The sequence below is a fragment of the Enterovibrio gelatinilyticus genome, from assembly GCF_028683095.1.
Classification (GTDB): domain Bacteria; phylum Pseudomonadota; class Gammaproteobacteria; order Enterobacterales; family Vibrionaceae; genus Enterovibrio; species Enterovibrio gelatinilyticus.
Genome location: NZ_JAJUBC010000037.1, coordinates 1 through 18,924, shown reverse-complemented (window position 1 = coordinate 18,924; position 18,924 = coordinate 1). Strand labels below are relative to the sequence as shown.

Here is an 18,924-nt window from a genome sequence, read left to right as displayed (position 1 = left end):
GTGCTGTTAATCATTGATAATTACGACTCTTTTACTTACAACCTGTATCAGTATTTTTGTCAATTGGGTGTCGAGGTAGAAGTGCATCGCAACGACGCGATCACACTTGCTGATATCGATGCAATGGCACCGAGTCATCTTGTCATTTCTCCTGGGCCATGCACCCCTGATGACGCAGGTATCTCTCTCAATGCTATCGAATACTTCTCGGGAAAACTGCCAATACTCGGCGTGTGTCTCGGGCATCAAGCCATGGCACAAGTATTTGGCGCTAAGGTCATACGCGCAAGGCAAGTGATGCACGGTAAAACCAGTCCCGTCATGCATAATAATCTCGGCGTGTTTGAAGGGTTGAACAATCCGCTCACGGTGACTCGCTACCATTCACTTGTGGTTGAGACGGCATCCCTCCCTGATTGTTTTGAGATCACCGCTTGGACACAGCGTGATGATGAGTTTGATGAAATCATGGGGATTCGCCATAAAACGCTCGCATTGGAAGGCGTTCAATTTCACCCGGAAAGTATTTTGACCGAGCAAGGCCATCAGTTACTGGCGAACTTTCTTTCCTCATCTTGCGACTAATTCTTCCTGTTCATCGCCACTGACGTGTGGGGTGAAGACGATCTGTATCACCAATTTTACATTTTAATCCCACTGTTTTCGGCCTGTTAACAGTGAAACCTTATTCACTCCGATACTCTCTCTGTCTCTTTGTTTCCCATGAGGAAAGACACTCTTACCTGTCGTGGTATTAATCATTTCGGCGCAATTGCGCATAACTATGACATTGTGATGAATTTCCCCATCTTTACACCCTAAGGGTTTGATATTTTCTGCTATTGATATGGTTAATGAAATGTAAATACTATGCTTATAGCAGAATCGACAGAAGGATATGAGCGATGACAGCCGGACATAAAGTAGAACGTAAATTGTTCGATGAAGTAATGGTGCCATGTTATGCACCTATGACAATGATCCCTGATAGAGGCCAAGGTTCTCGTATCTGGGATCAAGACGATCGTGAGTATATTGATTTCGCGGGTGGGATAGCAGTGAGCTGTCTTGGCCATTGTCACCCCGTGATGGTGAATGCGCTGAAAGAGCAAGCCGACAAGCTGTGGCATCTGAGCAATGTGATGACCAACGCCCCCGCTCTGCGTTTGGCGAAGAAACTAACAGAAGTGAGCTTTGCTGAGCGTGTGTTTTTTGCTAACTCAGGGGCTGAAGCCAACGAAGCGGCACTAAAACTCGCACGTCGTTGGGCAGTTGACGTTCACGGCCCAGAGAAGAGCGAAATCATTGCCTTCGCACAAGGTTTCCATGGTCGTACGTTCTTTACGGTGACGGTCGGTGGGCAGGCTGCTTACTCGGATGGCTTTGGCCCGAAACCGGGCAATGTTACCCATCTTCCTTACAACGATCTTGACGCACTCGCTTCGGCAATGTCGGACAAAACCTGTGCCATTATGATGGAGCCACTTCAAGGTGAAGGTGGCATTGTGTCTGCGGACGCTGCATTTTTGCAAGGCGTACGAGAGTTGTGTGATAAGCACAATGCATTGCTGATTTTCGATGAAGTCCAAACCGGTAACGGCCGTACCGGCACATTCTATGCGTATGAGCCAACAGGTGTCGTTCCAGACATTCTGAGTACCGCTAAATCTCTTGGCGGTGGTTTCCCAATTGGTGCCATGTTGACGACTGAAGCACTTGCGGCACACATGAAAGTTGGCACGCATGGCTCAACCTATGGGGGCAACCCATTGGCATGTGCCGTGGCTGAGGCTGTGGTTGAAGAAGTCAGCAAGCCAGAAGTACTGGCTGGTGTGCAAGAGCGTGAAGGCTGGTTCCGTGATGGCCTCAAAGCACTGAATGACAAATACAATATGTTTAGCGAAATTCGTGGCAAAGGCCTTTTGGTGGGTGCTGCATTGAATGAAAAATGGCAGGGACGCGCACGTGACGTTTTGCTAGCAGCAGGCGATGAAGGCTTACTTCTGCTGGTGGCTGGAACCAACGTAGTGCGTATGACGCCATCACTGGTTATCACGAAAGAAGAATTCGAAGAAGGTATGGCGCGCTTGGATCGTGCACTGGCAAAACTGACAGCGGCTTAATTGCTGCGTGGTTTTGACCATCCACTGCATCAGGAGGAAGTAAGATGCTGGTAATTCGTCCCATCAGGGAATCAGATTTTGATGCGTTGATGCTGTGTGCCGAAGAATCGGGACACGGTTTTACGTCACTGCCGGTCAATGATGAATTGATCCAAGGCCGTATCGATCACTCGGTCGATAGTTTCTCCCGTAACGCACAAGCACCGGGCACTGAAGGCTATCTCATGGTAGCGGAAGATACGGAAACCGGTGAAATTGCTGGGACGACGGGCATAGAAGCTGCCATCGGGCTGGATAATCCTTTTTATAGTTATCACATCAGCAAAGTGGTGCATCACTCTCGCCGACTCAACGTGCATAACGTGGTTGAAGTGCTGACATTCGGAAACAATTACACAGGTGCGACCGAAATCTGCACCCTGTTTTTGCGACCTGAATTTCGTGGTGGGCTCAATGGTAAATTGCTGTCTAAATGTCGATTCTTGATGCTGGCGCAGTTTCCTGAAAAGTTCTCGGACATTATTTTCGCTGAGATGCGTGGCGTGTCTGATGAGGACGGAAACTCGCCGTTCTGGAAATGGCTCAAAGAACACTTTTTCTCGATTGACTTTACCCTCGCAGATTACTTAACAGGTATTGGCCAAAAAGGCTTTATTGCGGATTTGATGCCTAAGCTTCCGATTTACGTGAATTTGCTCAGTGATGAAGCGCGTGAGGTGATTGGGCAAGTGCATGAGAAAACGCGCCCAGCGTTACGTTTGCTTGAAAAAGAAGGTTTTACCTGCCGTGGCTACGTCGACATTTTCGACGCGGGTCCTACCGTGGAGTGCTTGCTTCAGAATATTGATTCAATTCGTCGCTCGTTTACCGCAAGGGTCAAAGTAGCGGAGCACAGCAGTGCGCAGGATTACCTGATTTGTAACAGCGACTTCCAAAACTTCCGTGCCACATCGGCCAAGATTGGCGTTGACGAAGAACGAAATGAAGCATTGATCAGTCAAGCCGTTGCCGACGCGCTCAACGTGAGTAACGGTGACATGGTGCGACTCGTGTCTGTGTAGGAGTAAATAATGACACAATGGATTGATAACCAGCCAGTCGAAGGCAAAGGTGACACGTTTGAATCGCTAAACCCGTTTAATAGCGAATCGATTTGGCAAGGACGAGCAGCTACGCCTGATCAGGTTGGATCTGCTGTGAGCGCGGCGCGAAATGCCTTTATGACGTGGAAGCATACGTCGTTGGCTGAGCGTCAGGCTCTGGTCGAACGATTTGCTGATGCAATCAAAGCGAACAGCGAGCACATTGCGCAAGTGATTGCGGAAGAGACAGGTAAACCGCTTTGGGAAACGCGCACTGAAGCCGCTGCCATGGTGGGTAAAATTGCGCTTTCACTGCGAGCGTATCAAGAACGTACGGGTGAACGCAGCAAAGATGTGGCGGGAACGCAGGCAGTATTGCGTCATCGTCCGCTGGGTGTGATGGCGGTATTCGGGCCATATAATTTCCCAGGGCATTTGCCAAACGGACATATTGTCCCTGCGCTGTTAGCGGGTAACACCGTCGTCTTTAAACCGTCTGATCTGACACCTAAAACCGCCGAAGAAACCATGAAGCTGTGGATTGACGCAGGCTTACCAGCAGGTGTGATCAATATGGTACAGGGTGGTCGTGAAACCGGTGAAGCTTTGGCGCAATCAAAAGGCATTGATGGCTTACTCTTTACCGGAAGCGCGAATACTGGCCATATTCTTCACCGTCAATTTGCAGGTGAGCCCGGTAAGATGCTGGCATTAGAAATGGGCGGCAATAACCCAATGGTGATTTCCGAGCATTATGGCGAACTGGATGCGACGGCATACACCATTATTCAATCGGCCTTTATTAGTGCAGGACAGCGCTGTACATGTGCACGTCGCCTGTATGTGCCCAAAGGTGAACGAGGAGACGCGCTGTTGTCGCGCCTTGTTGAGATGACCAAGAACATCAAAGTTGGCGGTCAGTTTGACGAACCCGCATCTTTCATGGGCGCACAAATCTCTGTACGCGCCGCTGAGGGCATTTTAGCTGCGCAGGCTAACCTAGAGTCACTTGGCGGTGTGCCGCTGCTGAAGGCGGAACTACTGCATGATGCCGTGGTATCGCCAGGCATCATAGAAGCCACGGCGATTGCACAATTACCTGATGAAGAATACTTCGGCCCACTGCTTCAAGTGGTGCGTTATGAATCGCTTGAGCAAGCCGTCATGTTGGCCAATGACACGCGTTACGGACTGTCTGCGGGACTCATCTCTACCGACGATAGCGAATGGGAATATTTCTTAGATCATATTCGCGCCGGTATCGTAAATCGAAACCGCCAATTGACGGGTGCCAGTGGCGATGCACCATTTGGCGGGCCAGGCGCTTCAGGAAATTTACGTCCGAGTGCTTACTATGCAGCGGATTACTGTGCGTATCCGATGGCATCAATGGAAGGCGATGATGTTTCTATGCCCGCACAACTGAGCCCAGGACTGTCGCTGTAGCGACGAAGGTCAAACAAGAACACGCAATGTAGGAGGATGTGATGGAACGCGTACAGGCTTTATTTGATGGACTGTGGAAAGACTACACGCAACGGTTGTGCCCGTCGGCAGCGAAAGTACATGGGTTGTTGGAGGAAGGAACACCTCTTCTCAACGATCATATCGCGCTACGCACGTTTGCGCTTCCCAAGGTAGGACTTGATCGCTTGGCTGCGCCGTTTATCGCTATCGGTTATGTCCCTAAAGGGGAGTACCATTTTAAGGCTAAAAAGCTGTTCGCGCGCCATTTTGAACATCCTAATCCTGAGGCCCCTAAGGTGTTTATTAGTGAGCTCTTGGTTGGGCAGTGCTCTTTCGAATTGCAACAAGCCGTTCGAGCCTTGGTCGAACAAGTCGATGACGCAGCACTTAACGATCCTGCGTTTTTGTACGGTGGACGCCTATGGGATATTGATACGGCAACCTATGAATTACTTTCTGGTGAAAGCGAGTATGCAGGTTGGTTATCCGCACATGGCTTTGGTGCCAACCATTTTACGGTGAGTGTGAACCAGTTGAGTTCACTCGACGAAGTGGCGGATGTCAACCAAGTGCTGCGTCAGTCAGGCTTTGCTATTAATGAATCTGGTGGTGAAGTAAAAGGCGACCCTGAAGTGCGCTTGGAGCAATCAGCCACCATGGCTGACAAGGTGACAGTGAAATTTAGTGATGGTGAGAGGCAGGTTTCAGGAGGGTTTTATGAATTCGCGAAGCGTTATCCTTTGCCTGATGGTTCTCTGTATCAAGGTTTTGTCGAGGCGTCTGCCGATAAGATTTTTGAAAGCACTGACCAATAGAACATCACCATCGCTAGGTGGCGAGAGTGCACTGAGTCACGGTCACTAGATTCTTAGCGACTGTCACTATCGCTGCTGAAAAATGACGTAACAAGACCGAGCTTCAATACCCAGCTTCTATGGATGATCGGTTGAATGGGATGGCCATTCCGTATGAGTGGGCGGCGTAGAGCGTCGCTCATCATCACCAAGCATGCGTTGTAGTTGGTAGTGAGACATTCCAGTAAAACCTGTCAATTCAGTGCTTGCTTGCCCCCACGGTCCGATGGTTGATGGGGGAGGGTTGCTTCCAAACGCATGACGTTCCATGTCCATATCGGGACTCCAGCTTGTCCATATTGTGCACGTATATTCATACACACCTTGCACTGAAACTTAGCACCAAATTGGGAACTCTGTGATGAAATTCGTGTGACAACTATCACGCAGAAACAAAAAACACGCGGAAACAAAAAAGCCACCTAAAGAGGTGGCTTTCACTTCAAAGCAAAACGGTTTAGCGAGTGCCGTATACCACGATAGTTTTACCGTGTGCAGAAATTAGGTTCTGCTCTTCAAGCATTTTCAGAATACGACCAACGGTTTCACGTGAACAACCCACGATTTGACCGATTTCCTGACGGGTAATCTTAATTTGCATACCGTCTGGGTGAGTCATTGCATCTGGTTGTTTCGCCAAGTTCAGCAATGTTTGCGCGATACGACCTGTCACATCTAGGAATGCCAAGTCACCTACTTTCTGGCTAGTCACTTGTAGGCGACGAGCCATTTGAGAAGAAAGGCGCATTAGAATGTCTGGATTCACTTGAATCAGCTGACGGAACTTCTTGAATGAGATTTCAGCGACTTCGCATGGAGATTTAGCGCGAACCCAAGCTGTACGCTCCTGATCTTCCTCGAATAGGCCCAGTTCGCCAATGAAGTCGCCCTGGTTGAGGTAAGAAAGGATCATCTCTTTGCCTTCTTCATCCTTGATCAGTACAGCCACAGAACCTTTCACGATGTAGTACAGCGTTTCTGCTTTCTCACCAGCATGGATCAGCGTACTTTTAGAAGGGTACTTATGAATGTGGCAGTGTGAAAGGAACCACTCTAGTGTTGGGTCTGTTTGAGGTTTTCCTGGAACCATATCTCTCATTTCCTCTGCAGTTGTTGCCTGATGAGTCTTCCTTAGCCCACCGTCCTGCGGCACAAGTCCGTCGGATAGCATAAAGTGTCAACCGTCAGGCTACAAGCTCTCTGTTTGAGTCATTGAGTTTATCCTTTTTCCAGCACGATTTCTTGATTTTGATATGGACTTAGTGCCCTATTAAAGGCTAAAAACGTGGACAAGATCACGACACTGAAAGTAAATGGAGGAAAGAGATGCGAGCAAGCGTCAAGTGGTGCGGAAATAAGACTTTTCTAGGCCAATCAAATTCGGGTCATAGCGTTGTCATGGATGGTGATGGGGGTGAAAAAGCACCAAGCCCCATGGAAATGGTATTGATGGGAGCGGGAGGATGCAGCTCGGTTGACGTCGTCGCGGCCTTAGAATCGGCCAATCAAGCCATCTCACATTGTGAAGCTGTATTAACGGCTGAACGAAGAGAGCAAGCCCCTCGTTTGTTTACGGGCATACACTTTCACTTTGTCGTGACAGGGTCGGCATTGGAAGATTCACTAGTAGCCAGAGCGGTGAAAGACAGTTTAGAAAAATATTGCTCTGTGTGTTTGATGCTAGGTGCGGGCATGGAAATGACGCATTCCTATGAAGTGCGAGATATCGCCTAGCTGCACTGTTTGAATGTAGCGAAGAGACATAGGGCATTTGCATGTTTGTCGGTTGATAAAACAAAGATATGGAGGGCATTGCCCTTCATATCTCGTGCTTTAGGCGATGAGCTGGCAAGGTCTTAGGTTGTGATGTTGCCAAGACTTTCAGACAGATAGCGTTCTTTCTTTCTTTCTTTCTTTCTTTCTTTCTTTCTGGCTTAGCTAATCTTGCCTGTTTCAATCAATTGTTGAATAAGAGGTTGAATAATCAATTCAACCGCAAAGCTCATTTTCCCACCGGGGACGACTAACGTATCGTGCCTCGACATGAAAGAGCCTTGAATCATGGCCAGTAAGTAGGGGAAGTCCACCTTTTTAATACCGCGGAAGCGGATAACGACAAAACTCTCATCAAGACTCGGTATGCCTTTGGCATTCAGCGGGTTTGAAGTATCCACGGTCGGGACGCGCTGAAAGTTAATGTGTGTCCGGCTGAACTGCGGTGTGATGTAGTTGAGATAATCATCCATGGAGCGCACGATCGAGTCCATGACGGCTTCACGCGAATGCCCGCGGTCACGCGTATCGCGCACGAATTTCTGAATCCACTCTAAATTCACAATGGGCACCATGCCTATGAGCAGGTCGACGTGCTGTGCGACGTTGATGTCACCGTCTACAATGCCACCATGAAGTCCTTCGTAAAACATCACGTCATTGTTTTCTGGCAAATCTTGCCATGCGGTAAAGGTGCCCGGCATTTGGTTGTAGGGAACCGCTTCATCAAAAGTATGTAGATACCGACGAAATTGCCCAGTGCCGTGTTTGCCGTATTCGTCGAAAAAAGATTCAAGCCTAGGGAAGTCATTGGCCTGCGGGCCAAAGTAACTGATATGGCGGCCTTGATCTCTTGCTTTACGGATTTCCACGTCCATTTCTGGACGGGTAAAACGGTGGAAACTGTCACCTTCGACCCACGCGGCACGAATGTCCATCATGTTGAAGATCTTCCGAAATGCATCAGATGTAGTGGTGGTTCCTGCGCCGGATGAACCGGTGACTGCAATAATAGGATGTTTTGCAGACATGACAAACCCTGTCAATTTTAAAAAGATGTCAAACAATTAACAGGGTGTTGCGATTGGGTCAAGTAGACGTTAGGCGGTGAGTGATCGCGCAGGTTTGATATCGACGGTTTCGTGCAACTCGGAATAGACCACCATTGCCTCTTTGTTTTTGAGCAGGATATAGACCTGTTCGACCTTTTCGTCGAAGCTCGCTTCTTGCTCGCCGTAGTCCGTGCCTTCACGTAGCACGAAGTGTTCAACTAAATTTCTAAGCGTTTCTTCTGGGATTTCTTGCCAAGGGATGATCATCGCGATACCTACAACATGAGACGGTGGCGGAATGTGGCAGTAAACACGATATCGGTACTGTTATCGTGATTAAACATATTTTCCAAGGCCACCAATTCTAGCGCACTGGCATCAAAAAGGTAGCGATAACCCAGAGCAAACTCATGAACGGGTGCGTTCAACTCCCCCAAACTCTCCGTGTCGGTTTTTGCCTGCGAGAGCAGGTATTCGCCAATGAATTCGTGATTTTTGCGCCATTGGTACTGGTAACTGATGCCGCCGCTCATGCTTGTCGATTTCACGCTTACGAAGTGCTGAGGCTTGTCTGGGCGATACACGATTGCCAAAGAGGCGGTGACGTGATGTTTGTTGCGTTGATAGCCGTAGTTTATTTGCAAACCTTGCTCAAAAGAGGTGTTGGCAAACGTGCCACGACTCACTCGATTAAAAAACAGCGTTGCTCCCACACTGACGGCATGATGTGCCGAACGATAGACGGTGTGCTCCCCATAGAGATTGATGGCGCTGAGCAAGGGGTCACCGACAAAGTCTTCTCTTGGTGCAGAATTGTCATTCGGTAAGTCGATAAAAAAGCGGTCTTCGTCGACCTCAGTTCGCCCATTTTGGTCTATGCCGAACATGCTATGAAATTTCTCGGTCAGGCCATCCAAACGGTTATTGGCCGCATAGCGATATTGATACCAGACTCCTATTTTATTGGCATCACTCGGGGCATGTAAGAAGCCGACCATGAATTGATTGTGGTAGTAATCGAATTGATATTCTGGCGTGTTAGCCCAAACACTGGCAATAGCCGCCGAGGCGAACACATCGGTTTCACCATTTTTTAAGAGTGTGGGGTCGTGCAGCAAGGGCGTCAAACCCGTGATTTGCAGAGGCGCTTGGCTTTGTACAATGAGCGGGCCTAGTCGGGAAGAATGAGCTTTCGTTAACTCATCTTTTGATTCGTCAGCGTAAGTGGGCTGCAGAGTGAAAGGCAGCGCAATTAAGGAGTAAGCAGTGCGAGATAATGTCATTGTTCACCTCTCTCGCCCTGCTTGGTTAAATTACTTTATGTGCAGGGCTAACCAACGAGGCACTTCTTTCTCAAGCCAAAACTCTGGCTTTTTGAGTGTGCCTGACACAAAACCAACATGACCACCGTACTGCGTTAAGTGGTAATCAATATTTTCGGGCAATGGGACTGTCGGTATCACTGCCTGTGTCATAAATGGGTCATCTTTAGCATGGATCACTTTTAGCGGTGTCGCAATGTCTTGCAGCACGGATAAACCGCTGCATCGTTGGTAATAATCTTCCGCACTATCAAATGCATTGAGCGGAGCTGTCACCGTTTCGTCAAATTGGTACAAGGTGGAGATCTTCACTTTTTGACCCGACGTCCAGTGACCAATTTTAGGGTGGCGCTGAAGTTTGTTGGTGAGCGTTCGGTTCATTGAGCGCAGCAAATACGCCTGATAGACCTTTGAAAAACCCTGTTGGATACGTGACGAGCAGGCGCCTAAATCGAGGGGAGGGCTGATCACACAGCCCGCTTTTATCAACGGGTCGTGATTAAACTCCGCTAAATACCGAACTAACATGTTTCCACCCAGTGATACGCCCGTTGCCAGTCTTGGCACATCCGGAAAGCGCTGTTGAATGTATTCCAGCATCAAGCGGGCATCGCTTGTTTCTCCTGAGTGGTAGCTGCGAGCTTGACGGTTTATCAAACCACTACAACCTCGAAAGTGCATCATGACGCCCAGCCAGCCTTGTTGTTTAAAGGCGTTGAGTAGTCCGTTGGCGTAGGGGCTATAAAAACAGCCGGCAAGGCCATGAAACAGTACCACCACGGGTTTTCCATGTGCTTGCTCTGGATCTTCGGTCCAACAAATGTCGAGGAAGTCTTTATCCGGCGTATCAATGCGTTGCCAAACAGGTTCAAACACGGCTTTTCTTCTAACAAATCGGGGTAGCAGTGTTTGTACGTGAGGGTTGCTCCCCCATTTCATTGGGACAAAGGTTTCTTTCATTGTGCGTGTGCTCATATCGCAAATTCAGACAACGGTGGATTCGCCAGTAATTTCGCCAGTTGTTGGCAGCCAAATTCCAATGCATCGCGGGTCGGTGGGGCGCTAACGGCAAGTCGCACGCATGGAGGGGCAGAATAGCCAGCAGGGACAAACAACTCTGAAGATTTAATTTCAAGACCTTGCTCTTTGCAAGCGGATAAGAATTCACTCAGTGACCATTCCTCAGGTAAACGCAGCCAGCCATGAAAGCCGTTCGGATGAAAGCGTAGATGGGCGTCCCCAAGATAGTGTGTCACCATTTCCCATCGTTGCTCCATCTCTTGGCGAATGGTATGCAACACCTGATTTGCGCCCCCATTTTCCAGCAAAATCGCAGCCATAGCCGTCAATAAGGGGCTGATCATCCAACTGTGGTTTTGTAGCGCGTTAACAAATTGCGGATAGTAGCGTTCCGGTAAGTTTAGAAAACCCAGCCGTAAACCCGGCGCCAATGTCTTCGCGAATCCGCCAATGTAAATCACGGTATCGGGAGCGAGATTCACCATGGGCTGTGGGCGTTCGATAGGCAAGAGTCCGTTGACATCATCTTCCACAATCACCAGATTCTGGGCTTGGCAAACCGCGATAAGTGCATGGCGCCGAGACTCGCTCATGATGGCAGTGGTGGGGTTTTGCAGTGTAGGCGTTAAATACACCAAACGAGGCTGATATTGCTGACAGGCTGAGTTCAAGGACTCCGGCAGCATGCCCTCATCGTCCATATCAACAGGTTTGACGGTGAGCTGAAGTTGACGCGCCAGGCTCATTAATCCGGGATACGTGAATTTATCTGCCAAAATGGTATCGCCAGCGCGACAGAGCGTGAGTAAACACAGTTGCATCGCATTTTGTGCCCCAGAGCAAAACAACAGTCGATTAGGGTCGGTAGCGATATCATGCTGCGCAAGCCACTGCGACAGGATTTCACGATGGCGAATAATGCCAGACGGCGGCTGATACAACATCAGGTTGTTCAATTCATTGGGATGAGCGGCGAGTTGCTGCAAGGCGCCAGAAAACAGATCTGCGCGATTAATCGCTGGTGGCACATTGTAACCAAAGCTGGTTATTCCTGGGCGCTCTGGACCCGCAAACGTCCACCGTGGCTTGTCGCTTTGACACACATAAGTACCCGCGCCCACCTTGGCTTCCACAATACCGCGTCGCTCTGCCTCCGCGTAGGCCCGCGTAATGGTTCCGACTGTCACTGACAAAGCATCGGCGAGAGCACGATGAGTTGGCAGTTTGCTACCCGCAGCAAGCTCATTACTTTGTGCCTTTGCGGCAATGGCGTCTGCGATTTGACGATAAATCGGCGTGCCGTTTTTCTCTAATACAACATTCATGATTGTCATGGTGACAATAAACCTTTTGATCCGTATTTCGATCCCTGTTAGCGTGAATTTTGAACAATGAATGCGGTCATTTCAACTTTTTGTGTGAATTGTATCGGTACAATGTGAGCAAGGAGGCAATTCATGATGGAACTATCTTTTCTGGTAACACTGGCACTGTTCGCCGCTACGATGACGGGCACGCCAGGCCCTAATAACATGATGCTGACAGCATCTGGGGCAAATTTTGGCTATCGTCGTACGGTGCCACATTTGGTGGGTATCACGCTAGGTGTTGCCTCGCTAATCGCTGTGGTAGCAGCAGGACTGGGCGTGGTATTTAAAACCTACCCTATGGTGCAAGAAGGGATGAAATTGGTTGCCAGCGGGTACTTACTCTATCTTGCATGGCGCATTGCAAACGCAGGGGCACCGTCCGAATCTGCATCGTCTGAACGTCGTCCAATGACGTTGATGGAAGCTGCATTGTTCCAGTATGTGAACCCCAAAGCGTGGGCAATGGCAGTGAGTGCCGTGGGGACATTTACTTTGTCAGGGGGCGATTATTGGTGGTCGGCGTTGGTTATTGTGATGGCATTCATCGCGGTTGGTTTTCCACTCACCTCTTTATGGGCTGCATTCGGGGTCTGGGTGGGTAAAGCACTCTCAACGGAAAGAAGTTGGGTGATCTTCAATCGCCTTATGGGCACGTTAACCGCATCGTGCTTGCTGTTTATTTGGATGTGAGTGGACGACGAAAGAACCTGATAACGGTTGATTTAACGCGTACTGAGCCCTTTCATCAGTGTGGGGTATAAATAGCGGGCTGCGATATCAAGTTGCTCGCAATACAGCTCTACCGCAGAAGGGCCAGTGTCTAGCCAAGGCTGTTGATTGATACACGTAAGTAATTCTTGTTGTTGGAATTTCTCGAGGGTGAGTTCGTAGTTCAGCATCTTTTGATATGCGCCACGTGATAGCTGAGGTTTGAGTTCTCGGCGCATTAAGCGGTAGCGTGTTAGTAAGGTTTCAGAGTGGGTCAATGATTGGCGAAGCGCAGCAAGCGAATGCGCAGACAGCATAAAGCCTGCGTCTTCTAGCCACGCAAGCAATAAGACCAAGTTGACGTTGCCCTTAAACGTATCTTGCAGTTTAAGGCTGGCGTGTTTGACCTCTTGCTTGCCGTAATGATGCAGGCAAAATTGCCACAGCCCATTGGCCGTGGCATTGTTTTTTATCGGTTTTGGAACGCCACTTCCATCGCTTCCAGTTGTTCTTGAAGATCCATCCATTCCATTTCCACCTCTTCCAGCGATGATTTCGCATCCGCTTGCTTGCGCAGCAACTCAGTCAGCATATCTTTGTTAGATGCTTCATAGATAGAAGGTTCCGACAAGGCTGATTCTACGTCAGCGATTGTGGCAGAGAAGGTTTCGAGTTTTGTGTCCAATACGTCAATTTTCTTACGAATTGGTGCCGTTTCTTTGCGAAATTCTGCCTCGAGGCGTTTTTGCTCTTTACGGGAGACCTGCGAACTAGCCCCCGTCGCTTTGGCATTGTCTGCTTGATCTTGTCGACGCTCCGCACGCTGCTGTTCGGTCAACCATTGATGGTAGTCATTCAGGTCACCATTGAACTGAGACACTTGACGATCATGCACCAAATATAAGTCATCGGTTGTCGCACGTAGTAAGTAACGGTCGTGACTGACAATGACCATTGCCCCTTCAAAGGACTGTAGAGCCAAAGTCAGCGCTGACCGCATATCCAAGTCTAAGTGGTTGGTCGGTTCATCGAGTAAAAGCAGGTTAGGCTTTTGCCAAACAATGAGTGCCAGTACGAGACGTGCTTTCTCACCGCCGGAGAAGGGACCGATGATATCTAGCGCTTTTTCACCAACAAAACCAAAGCTGCCAAGGTAGTCGCGAAGTTGTTGCTCTGTGGATTTTGGCGCAAGGCGCATCATGTGCTGTAACGGCGTTTCATCCGTACGCAGTGTTTCCAGTTGGTGCTGGGCGAAGTAACCAATCTTCACACCTTGCGAATATTGGAGTTCACCGGCTTGTGCTTGCAAATCCCCAGACAGCAATTTGATCAGTGTTGATTTACCCGCGCCATTGCGTCCCAGTAAGCCGATACGACTGCCGGGCACCAAGTTAAGGTGAATTTTTTCTAAGATCAGTTTATTGGGATAGCCCGCAGCCACATCTTTCATCATCAGGATCGGGTTAGGCAATGCACTAGGCTCGCGAAATTCGAAGCTGAATGGGTTGTCGAACTGGGCTGGCAGCACTTTTTCCATGCGTTCTAGCGCTTTAATACGGCTTTGAGCCTGACGAGCTTTACTGGCCTTATAGCGAAAACGGTCGATGTATGACTGCATGTGCGTCATTTGCTTTTGTTGTTTCTGGTACATCGATTGTTGCAGCATGAGCTTTTCAGCGCGCATGGATTCAAAGGCTGAATAGTTACCGGTGTATTCGTTTAATAGCTGATTTTCGACATGTACGATGCGACTGACCACAGGGTCAAGGAAATCACGGTCATGGGAAATCAACAGTAAGGTGCCACGGTAATTTTGTAGCCATTTCTCAAGCCACATAACGGCATCTAAATCTAAGTGGTTGGTTGGTTCATCGAGCAGCAAGAGATCAGAGCGACAAAGCAGCGCTTGAGCAAGGTTAAGGCGCATACGCCAACCGCCCGAGAATTGGGTTAGGCTCCATTGCATTTGCTCTTGGCTAAAGCCAAGACCATCAAGCAATTCGGCGGCACGAGCACGAATACTGTAGCCACCGACGGCATCAATTTTATCGTGGATTTCGGCGACTTTATGCCCATCGTCGATGGTTTCCGCGTGGCGGAGGGACTTCTCCAAGGCACGGTATTCGCGATCGCCGTCGATAACGTATTCAATGGCTTCACGTTCTAGCGCAGGGGTTTCTTGTGCCACCCAAGCTAATTCCCAACCGCTTGGGAAATTGCAGCTTCCGGCATCTAGCGATAATTCGCCTTTCAGCAGGGCAAATAAGGTTGATTTTCCACAGCCATTTTTTCCCACAAGACCGACTTTATCGCCAGGGTGAATAGTGGCAGATGCTTGATTGAGTAACGGTTTTCCGCCGCGAAGAAGCTGAATATCAGAAAGTGTGATCATGACTACTGGCGGCCCCGGCCGCATGCCTTGGAGGTGAAAATTCTGGCGCAGTTATACCACAGGCCACCGGTTTACTTAAGAAGCGATATATTGCAGAGCCGCAAAATCGAGAGTCGTTGGCCGCTTTTAATCGTTTTGTCATAGCGGCAGACCGTGAAAAGTCGAGGTATTTACCGTATGGTGGAAACAATAATGAGAGTCACTCATCATCGTATGATTTGTGTCATCATAAAAAGACAATAAAAAATATTATGTTATACCTAGGCAATATCGAGACGTTTTTGCTTGTTAGATGCTGAAGCTTCACAGTGATAAAGGAATTTGCTGCAAAATGGAAAACAAGACGACGTCGCTTTTTCGGTCAAAAGTATTAATCATCTTTGCTCATCCTGATCCATATGAATCGGTGGCGAATAAGCGCATGATCGGGGCAGCGAGTCAGCACGATCATGTCACCATTCACGACCTCTACGCGACCTATCCCGATTTTATTATTGATGTTCATTATGAACGTGAACTCTTGCTCGCCCATGATGTGATTGTTTTTCAACACCCGCTGCAAATGTATTCCTGCCCATCTTTATTGAAAGAGTGGATTGATGTGGTATTAGGTAAGGGCTTTGCCCACGGTGGTGGTAACGCACTGGCAGGGAAAACGTGTCGCTTTGTAGTTACGACGGGGGGCGCGTCAGAAGCCTTTAGTCAAACGGGCTATAACAAATACAGCATGGAAGAGTTGTTGCAGCCCTTTGAGTTGACGGCGCTGCTATGCCAAATGCGTTGGGTTGAACCATTGATCCTACACTGGGCGCGTCGAATTACTGACGATGATAGAAACGCCCACGCTGAATTGTATGCGGATTGGTTGTGCCACCCCGTTTCGGAGGTGGTGTGATGGAGCATAGCTTTCTTCTCGACGCCCTCATTTTTCTCGCCGCGGCTGTTATTGCGGTGCCTCTCGCTCAGCGTCTTGGAATTGGTTCTGTATTAGGTTATCTGATTGCGGGTGTGGTGATTGGCCCATGGGGCTTAGGGCTTATCAGTGATGTTGAAGCCACTCTTCACTTTGCTGAACTGGGTGTTGTACTGCTGTTGTTCTTAATCGGTCTTGAGCTAAATCCTAAGAAGTTGCTGCAAATGCGCAAACCCATTCTGGGTTTGGGGGGCAGTCAGGTATTGATCAGTGCGGTGGTCATTGGTGTCACTGTCATGCTATTTGGTGCTTCCAGAGTAGATGCTCTTGTTGTTGGAATGGGGCTGGCGTTGTCTTCAACCGCCATTGCGATGCGGATTATCGAAGAGCAACGTTTAATGCGCAGTGAAGCAGGACAATCTGCCTTTGCCGTGTTGTTGTTTCAGGATATCGCCGTGATCCCTATGTTGGCAGTATTGCCCGCACTGGCTGGCGGAGCTGGTGGAAGCTGGTTAGACGTCGCCATCATGTTAGGCGCGGTCATTTTACTTCTGGTTGGCGGTCATTATCTTTTGCGTCCATTGCTTCGTTGGGTGGTGATGAGTCGCGTCAAAGAGATGTTCACGGTTGCAGCGTTGTTATTGGTTATCGGTATTGCACTTGGTATGCAGGCGTTAGGCTTGTCGATGGCATTGGGAACATTCCTTGCGGGCGTGTTACTCGCAGAAAGTGAATATCGCCATGAGCTAGAAATTGCCATTGAACCTTTCAAAGGGCTATTACTGGGCCTGTTTTTCATTGCTGTGGGTATGGCGGTAGATTTGGGGCTGTTACTCGACTATCCACTCGAGATTTTAAGTGCGGTTTTTGCTTTGATCAGCGTGAAAGCCGCCATCATATATGGGTTAGTTAGATCCTTCGGTGGAAGCGCTAAATCGCGCAGCCAAGTGGCGTTACTGCTTAGTCAAGGCGGTGAGTTTGCGTTTGTTTTATTCACTGCAGCGCGTGGTGAAGGGCTTCTCGACCCTGATTTGAATGCATTCTTATTAGTGGTTGTGAGTCTGTCGATGATGACGACCCCCATACTGCTGATGCTGCAAACTAAGTGGTTTGCTCGCACGATCAATGCTGATGCCTCTTTGCCTGAAAACGAGCAATTTGACCATGACGGTGGTCGCGTGATCATCACTGGCTTCGGTCGATTTGGTCAGGTGGTGGGACGCTTACTGTTTGCCAATAAAATAAAACTGACGATTTTGGAGCGAGACCCTTCGCAAATCGCGCTGCTGCGTCAGTTTGGTTATAAGGTTTACTACGGTGACGCGACGCAACTGGACTTATTGCGAGCGGCTGGCGCAGCCACGGCAGAGGCAATTATCGTGTGTGCTGACTCGCCAGAAGAAGTGATGGAAATTGTGTCGCTTTGTCAGCACCATTTCCCGAATATCAAGGTATTGGCGCGAGCACGTAGCCGTGTTGAAGCCAACCAACTGTTAGGCCACAATGTTGACGGGTTCTCCCGAGAAACATTTTTAAGTGCTCTAGATTTAGGTAAACAAACACTGATCGCTTTAGGGATGCACCCGTACAAAGCGAAACGGGCGGAAGCTTTTTTCCGCAAGTTAGATGAGATGCGCTTGCATGAAATGCAGCCTCACCACAGTGAGGATGTGTCGGCAGCATCAAGAACAAAAGAAGCCCGCTTGGAGTTGGAAGAGCTGTTTGACCTCGAAATGAAAGGGGACACAGAGCGACATAAAAGCTGGAATCGGGAGTAATATCAATCGCTCGATATGGCGGGACGAACGTGGATATCGGGCGTTGTGGTTGATGGATAGGTACAAGGACTGACATGGCTAAGAAACGTTTTATTGCTGGTGCAACCTGCCCTTCATGCAATGAAGGTGACACAATGCGCTGGTGGCAAGAGCACCATGTAGAAGTGGTGGAGTGTGTGAAATGTGGTCATACTGACCGCCGTTCACCCGTGGCATCGGAAGATTCTGAGTCCGCACCCAAACAGCAGGATGCGCAAGTGATAGGGATATTTAAACCGCAGTGATAGTCGTAGCGAAAAGATTTATGTATTATCGGCGCCGAAATAAGCAGGTGGCCATGATGCAAACTCGCGATGGCAGCACCCAGACTTAAATAACCGCTTCCGGAGTAAAGATGAAAGTCACTAAAGACGTGGTAGTAAGCATTGCTTACCAAGTAAAAAATGAAGATGGTATCGTGGTTGACGAGTCAACCCAAGCGAACCCATTGCAGTACCTTCAAGGTCACGACAACCTGATCATTGGCCTAGAAAACGCGCTGGAAGGCCGTGAAGTTGGCGAAGTATTTGAAGTGACAGTTGCACCGGAAGATGCATACGGCGAACACATGGACGAAATGGTTCAACGTGTTCCTGCTGACGTATTCCAAGGCGTTGACGAAATTACTGTAGGTATGCGCTTCCTTGCGGATACTGACCAAGGTCCAATCCCAGTTGAAGTGACTGAAGTTGACGGCGACGAAGTGGTTGTTGACGGTAACCACATGCTGGCTGGCCAAACCCTAACGTTTAACGTTGAAGTGGTTGAGCTTCGCGAAGCGACCGAAGAAGAGATCGAACACGGTCACATCCACCAAGCGGGCGGTTGTGGCGGTCATCACGACCATGACCACGAAGGCGGTTGTTGTGGTGGCGAAGACAAAGGCGACGACCACGAATGTTGTGGCGGCGGCGGTTGCGGCTCTCACTAATCGTGCTCTGCTAGACGCTTTATGCGTCTGACTGATAAAGCGCTGTTCGAGAAATCGAGCGGCGCTTTTTGTTTTTTAATATGGGCGTAGAACCTAGGTT

20 protein-coding genes are annotated in these 18,924 nt (G+C 49.0%); 11 read left to right on the top strand and 9 right to left on the bottom strand.

Annotation, left to right across the window (positions count from 1 at the left end; translation table 11 throughout):
* The 5 genes from LRP50_RS22590 to LRP50_RS22570 all read left to right on the top strand — a co-directional run bounded on the left by LRP50_RS22590 (position 1) and on the right by LRP50_RS22570 (position 5,487).
* Positions 1–585, top strand: coding sequence for an aminodeoxychorismate/anthranilate synthase component II (locus LRP50_RS22590; protein WP_274166679.1), 585 nt, complete (start codon positions 1–3; stop codon positions 583–585).
* 320 nt (positions 586–905) lie between these two features.
* On the top strand, positions 906–2,123 hold the full coding sequence (locus LRP50_RS22585; protein WP_274166678.1) for an aspartate aminotransferase family protein: 1,218 nt from the start codon (positions 906–908) through the stop codon (positions 2,121–2,123).
* 44 nt (positions 2,124–2,167) lie between these two features.
* Positions 2,168–3,184, top strand: coding sequence for an arginine N-succinyltransferase (astA, locus tag LRP50_RS22580; RefSeq protein WP_274166677.1), 1,017 nt, complete (start codon positions 2,168–2,170; stop codon positions 3,182–3,184).
* A 9-nt stretch (positions 3,185–3,193) separates the two neighbouring features.
* Positions 3,194–4,651, top strand: a complete 1,458-nt coding sequence (gene astD / locus LRP50_RS22575) for a succinylglutamate-semialdehyde dehydrogenase (RefSeq protein WP_274166676.1) — start codon at positions 3,194–3,196, stop codon at positions 4,649–4,651.
* Between the two features lie 41 nt (positions 4,652–4,692).
* On the top strand, positions 4,693–5,487 hold the full coding sequence (locus tag LRP50_RS22570; protein WP_274166675.1) for a DUF1338 domain-containing protein: 795 nt from the start codon (positions 4,693–4,695) through the stop codon (positions 5,485–5,487).
* A 117-nt stretch (positions 5,488–5,604) separates the two neighbouring features.
* Here LRP50_RS22570 and LRP50_RS22565 read toward each other — a convergent pair whose 3' ends face one another.
* Both LRP50_RS22565 and crp read right to left on the bottom strand, forming a co-directional pair.
* Positions 5,605–5,802 carry a hypothetical protein gene (locus LRP50_RS22565; RefSeq protein ID WP_274166674.1) on the bottom strand — a complete coding sequence of 66 codons (198 nt, stop codon included), beginning with the start codon at positions 5,800–5,802 and terminating at the stop codon, positions 5,605–5,607.
* A 181-nt stretch (positions 5,803–5,983) separates the two neighbouring features.
* Complete coding sequence (gene crp / locus LRP50_RS22560) at positions 5,984–6,616, bottom strand: cAMP-activated global transcriptional regulator CRP (RefSeq protein WP_002535199.1); 633 nt, start codon at positions 6,614–6,616, stop codon at positions 5,984–5,986.
* Positions 6,617–6,852: 236 nt separating this feature from the next.
* Between crp and LRP50_RS22555 the strand changes: the two genes are divergently transcribed.
* On the top strand, positions 6,853–7,260 hold the full coding sequence (locus LRP50_RS22555; protein ID WP_274166673.1) for an OsmC family protein: 408 nt from the start codon (positions 6,853–6,855) through the stop codon (positions 7,258–7,260).
* Between the two features lie 200 nt (positions 7,261–7,460).
* On the opposite strand, the gene LRP50_RS22550 is transcribed toward LRP50_RS22555, so the two are convergent.
* The 5 genes from LRP50_RS22550 to LRP50_RS22530 form a co-directional block, all read right to left on the bottom strand.
* The gene (locus tag LRP50_RS22550) at positions 7,461–8,330 is read right to left on the bottom strand and encodes a phosphoribulokinase (protein WP_274166672.1); all 870 of its coding nucleotides are present in this window, start codon (positions 8,328–8,330) and stop codon (positions 7,461–7,463) included.
* 69 nt (positions 8,331–8,399) lie between these two features.
* On the bottom strand, positions 8,400–8,618 hold the full coding sequence (locus tag LRP50_RS22545; RefSeq protein WP_274166671.1) for a YheU family protein: 219 nt from the start codon (positions 8,616–8,618) through the stop codon (positions 8,400–8,402).
* A gap of 8 nt (positions 8,619–8,626) precedes the next feature.
* Positions 8,627–9,634 (bottom strand): DUF3187 family protein, encoded by a 1,008-nt coding sequence (locus tag LRP50_RS22540; RefSeq protein WP_274166670.1) that lies wholly within the window; start codon positions 9,632–9,634, stop codon positions 8,627–8,629.
* 30 nt (positions 9,635–9,664) lie between these two features.
* On the bottom strand, positions 9,665–10,633 hold the full coding sequence (locus tag LRP50_RS22535) for a hydrolase (protein ID WP_274166705.1): 969 nt from the start codon (positions 10,631–10,633) through the stop codon (positions 9,665–9,667).
* 11 nt (positions 10,634–10,644) lie between these two features.
* Positions 10,645–12,027: an aminotransferase-like domain-containing protein gene (locus LRP50_RS22530; RefSeq protein ID WP_274166669.1), complete on the bottom strand. Its 1,383-nt coding sequence runs from the start codon at positions 12,025–12,027 to the stop codon at positions 10,645–10,647.
* 123 nt (positions 12,028–12,150) lie between these two features.
* Between LRP50_RS22530 and LRP50_RS22525 the strand changes: the two genes are divergently transcribed.
* Positions 12,151–12,753, top strand: a complete 603-nt coding sequence (locus LRP50_RS22525) for a LysE family translocator (protein ID WP_274166668.1) — start codon at positions 12,151–12,153, stop codon at positions 12,751–12,753.
* Positions 12,754–12,785: 32 nt separating this feature from the next.
* Here LRP50_RS22525 and LRP50_RS22520 read toward each other — a convergent pair whose 3' ends face one another.
* Together LRP50_RS22520 and LRP50_RS22515 are read right to left on the bottom strand one after the other, a co-directional pair.
* A complete protein-coding gene (locus LRP50_RS22520) occupies positions 12,786–13,298 on the bottom strand; it encodes a TIGR02444 family protein (RefSeq protein WP_274166667.1) in 513 nt (170 codons plus the stop codon).
* Positions 13,241–15,163, bottom strand: coding sequence for an ABC transporter ATP-binding protein (locus LRP50_RS22515; protein WP_274166666.1), 1,923 nt, complete (start codon positions 15,161–15,163; stop codon positions 13,241–13,243). The genes LRP50_RS22520 and LRP50_RS22515 overlap by 58 nt, the downstream gene beginning before the upstream one ends.
* Positions 15,164–15,494: 331 nt before the next feature.
* Here LRP50_RS22515 and kefG point away from each other — a divergent pair, with 331 nt between their 5' ends.
* From kefG to slyD, 4 genes are all read left to right on the top strand, one after another.
* Positions 15,495–16,058: a glutathione-regulated potassium-efflux system ancillary protein KefG gene (gene kefG, locus LRP50_RS22510; RefSeq protein WP_274166665.1), complete on the top strand. Its 564-nt coding sequence runs from the start codon at positions 15,495–15,497 to the stop codon at positions 16,056–16,058.
* Complete coding sequence (gene kefB, locus LRP50_RS22505; protein ID WP_274166664.1) at positions 16,058–17,854, top strand: glutathione-regulated potassium-efflux system protein KefB; 1,797 nt, start codon at positions 16,058–16,060, stop codon at positions 17,852–17,854. Before kefG ends, kefB begins: the two co-directional genes overlap by 1 nt.
* A gap of 74 nt (positions 17,855–17,928) precedes the next feature.
* Positions 17,929–18,138, top strand: a complete 210-nt coding sequence (locus LRP50_RS22500; RefSeq protein WP_274166663.1) for a YheV family putative zinc ribbon protein — start codon at positions 17,929–17,931, stop codon at positions 18,136–18,138.
* 110 nt (positions 18,139–18,248) lie between these two features.
* Complete coding sequence (gene slyD, locus LRP50_RS22495) at positions 18,249–18,824, top strand: peptidylprolyl isomerase (protein ID WP_274166662.1); 576 nt, start codon at positions 18,249–18,251, stop codon at positions 18,822–18,824.
* Positions 18,825–18,924: the final 100 nt, after the last annotated feature.

Excerpts from the sequence above, each read along its gene's own strand:
- LRP50_RS22585 (WP_274166678.1), top strand. The coding sequence starts at position 906 with ATGACAGCCGGACATAAAGTAGAACGTAAATTGTTCGATGAAGTAATG.
- astA (WP_274166677.1), top strand. The coding sequence starts at position 2,168 with ATGCTGGTAATTCGTCCCATCAGGGAATCAGATTTTGATGCGTTGATG.
- astD (WP_274166676.1), top strand. The coding sequence starts at position 3,194 with ATGACACAATGGATTGATAACCAGCCAGTCGAAGGCAAAGGTGACACG.
- LRP50_RS22570 (WP_274166675.1), top strand. The coding sequence starts at position 4,693 with ATGGAACGCGTACAGGCTTTATTTGATGGACTGTGGAAAGACTACACG.
- LRP50_RS22565 (WP_274166674.1), bottom strand. The coding sequence starts at position 5,802 with ATGGACATGGAACGTCATGCGTTTGGAAGCAACCCTCCCCCATCAACC.
- crp (WP_002535199.1), bottom strand. The coding sequence starts at position 6,616 with ATGGTTCCAGGAAAACCTCAAACAGACCCAACACTAGAGTGGTTCCTT.
- LRP50_RS22555 (WP_274166673.1), top strand. The coding sequence starts at position 6,853 with ATGCGAGCAAGCGTCAAGTGGTGCGGAAATAAGACTTTTCTAGGCCAA.
- LRP50_RS22550 (WP_274166672.1), bottom strand. The coding sequence starts at position 8,330 with ATGTCTGCAAAACATCCTATTATTGCAGTCACCGGTTCATCCGGCGCA.
- LRP50_RS22545 (WP_274166671.1), bottom strand. The coding sequence starts at position 8,618 with ATGATCATCCCTTGGCAAGAAATCCCAGAAGAAACGCTTAGAAATTTA.
- LRP50_RS22540 (WP_274166670.1), bottom strand. The coding sequence starts at position 9,634 with ATGACATTATCTCGCACTGCTTACTCCTTAATTGCGCTGCCTTTCACT.
- LRP50_RS22535 (WP_274166705.1), bottom strand. The coding sequence starts at position 10,633 with ATGAAAGAAACCTTTGTCCCAATGAAATGGGGGAGCAACCCTCACGTA.
- LRP50_RS22530 (WP_274166669.1), bottom strand. The coding sequence starts at position 12,027 with ATGACAATCATGAATGTTGTATTAGAGAAAAACGGCACGCCGATTTAT.
- LRP50_RS22525 (WP_274166668.1), top strand. The coding sequence starts at position 12,151 with ATGATGGAACTATCTTTTCTGGTAACACTGGCACTGTTCGCCGCTACG.
- LRP50_RS22520 (WP_274166667.1), bottom strand. The coding sequence starts at position 13,298 with ATGGATGGATCTTCAAGAACAACTGGAAGCGATGGAAGTGGCGTTCCA.
- LRP50_RS22515 (WP_274166666.1), bottom strand. The coding sequence starts at position 15,163 with ATGATCACACTTTCTGATATTCAGCTTCTTCGCGGCGGAAAACCGTTA.
- kefG (WP_274166665.1), top strand. The coding sequence starts at position 15,495 with ATGGAAAACAAGACGACGTCGCTTTTTCGGTCAAAAGTATTAATCATC.
- kefB (WP_274166664.1), top strand. The coding sequence starts at position 16,058 with ATGGAGCATAGCTTTCTTCTCGACGCCCTCATTTTTCTCGCCGCGGCT.
- LRP50_RS22500 (WP_274166663.1), top strand. The coding sequence starts at position 17,929 with ATGGCTAAGAAACGTTTTATTGCTGGTGCAACCTGCCCTTCATGCAAT.
- slyD (WP_274166662.1), top strand. The coding sequence starts at position 18,249 with ATGAAAGTCACTAAAGACGTGGTAGTAAGCATTGCTTACCAAGTAAAA.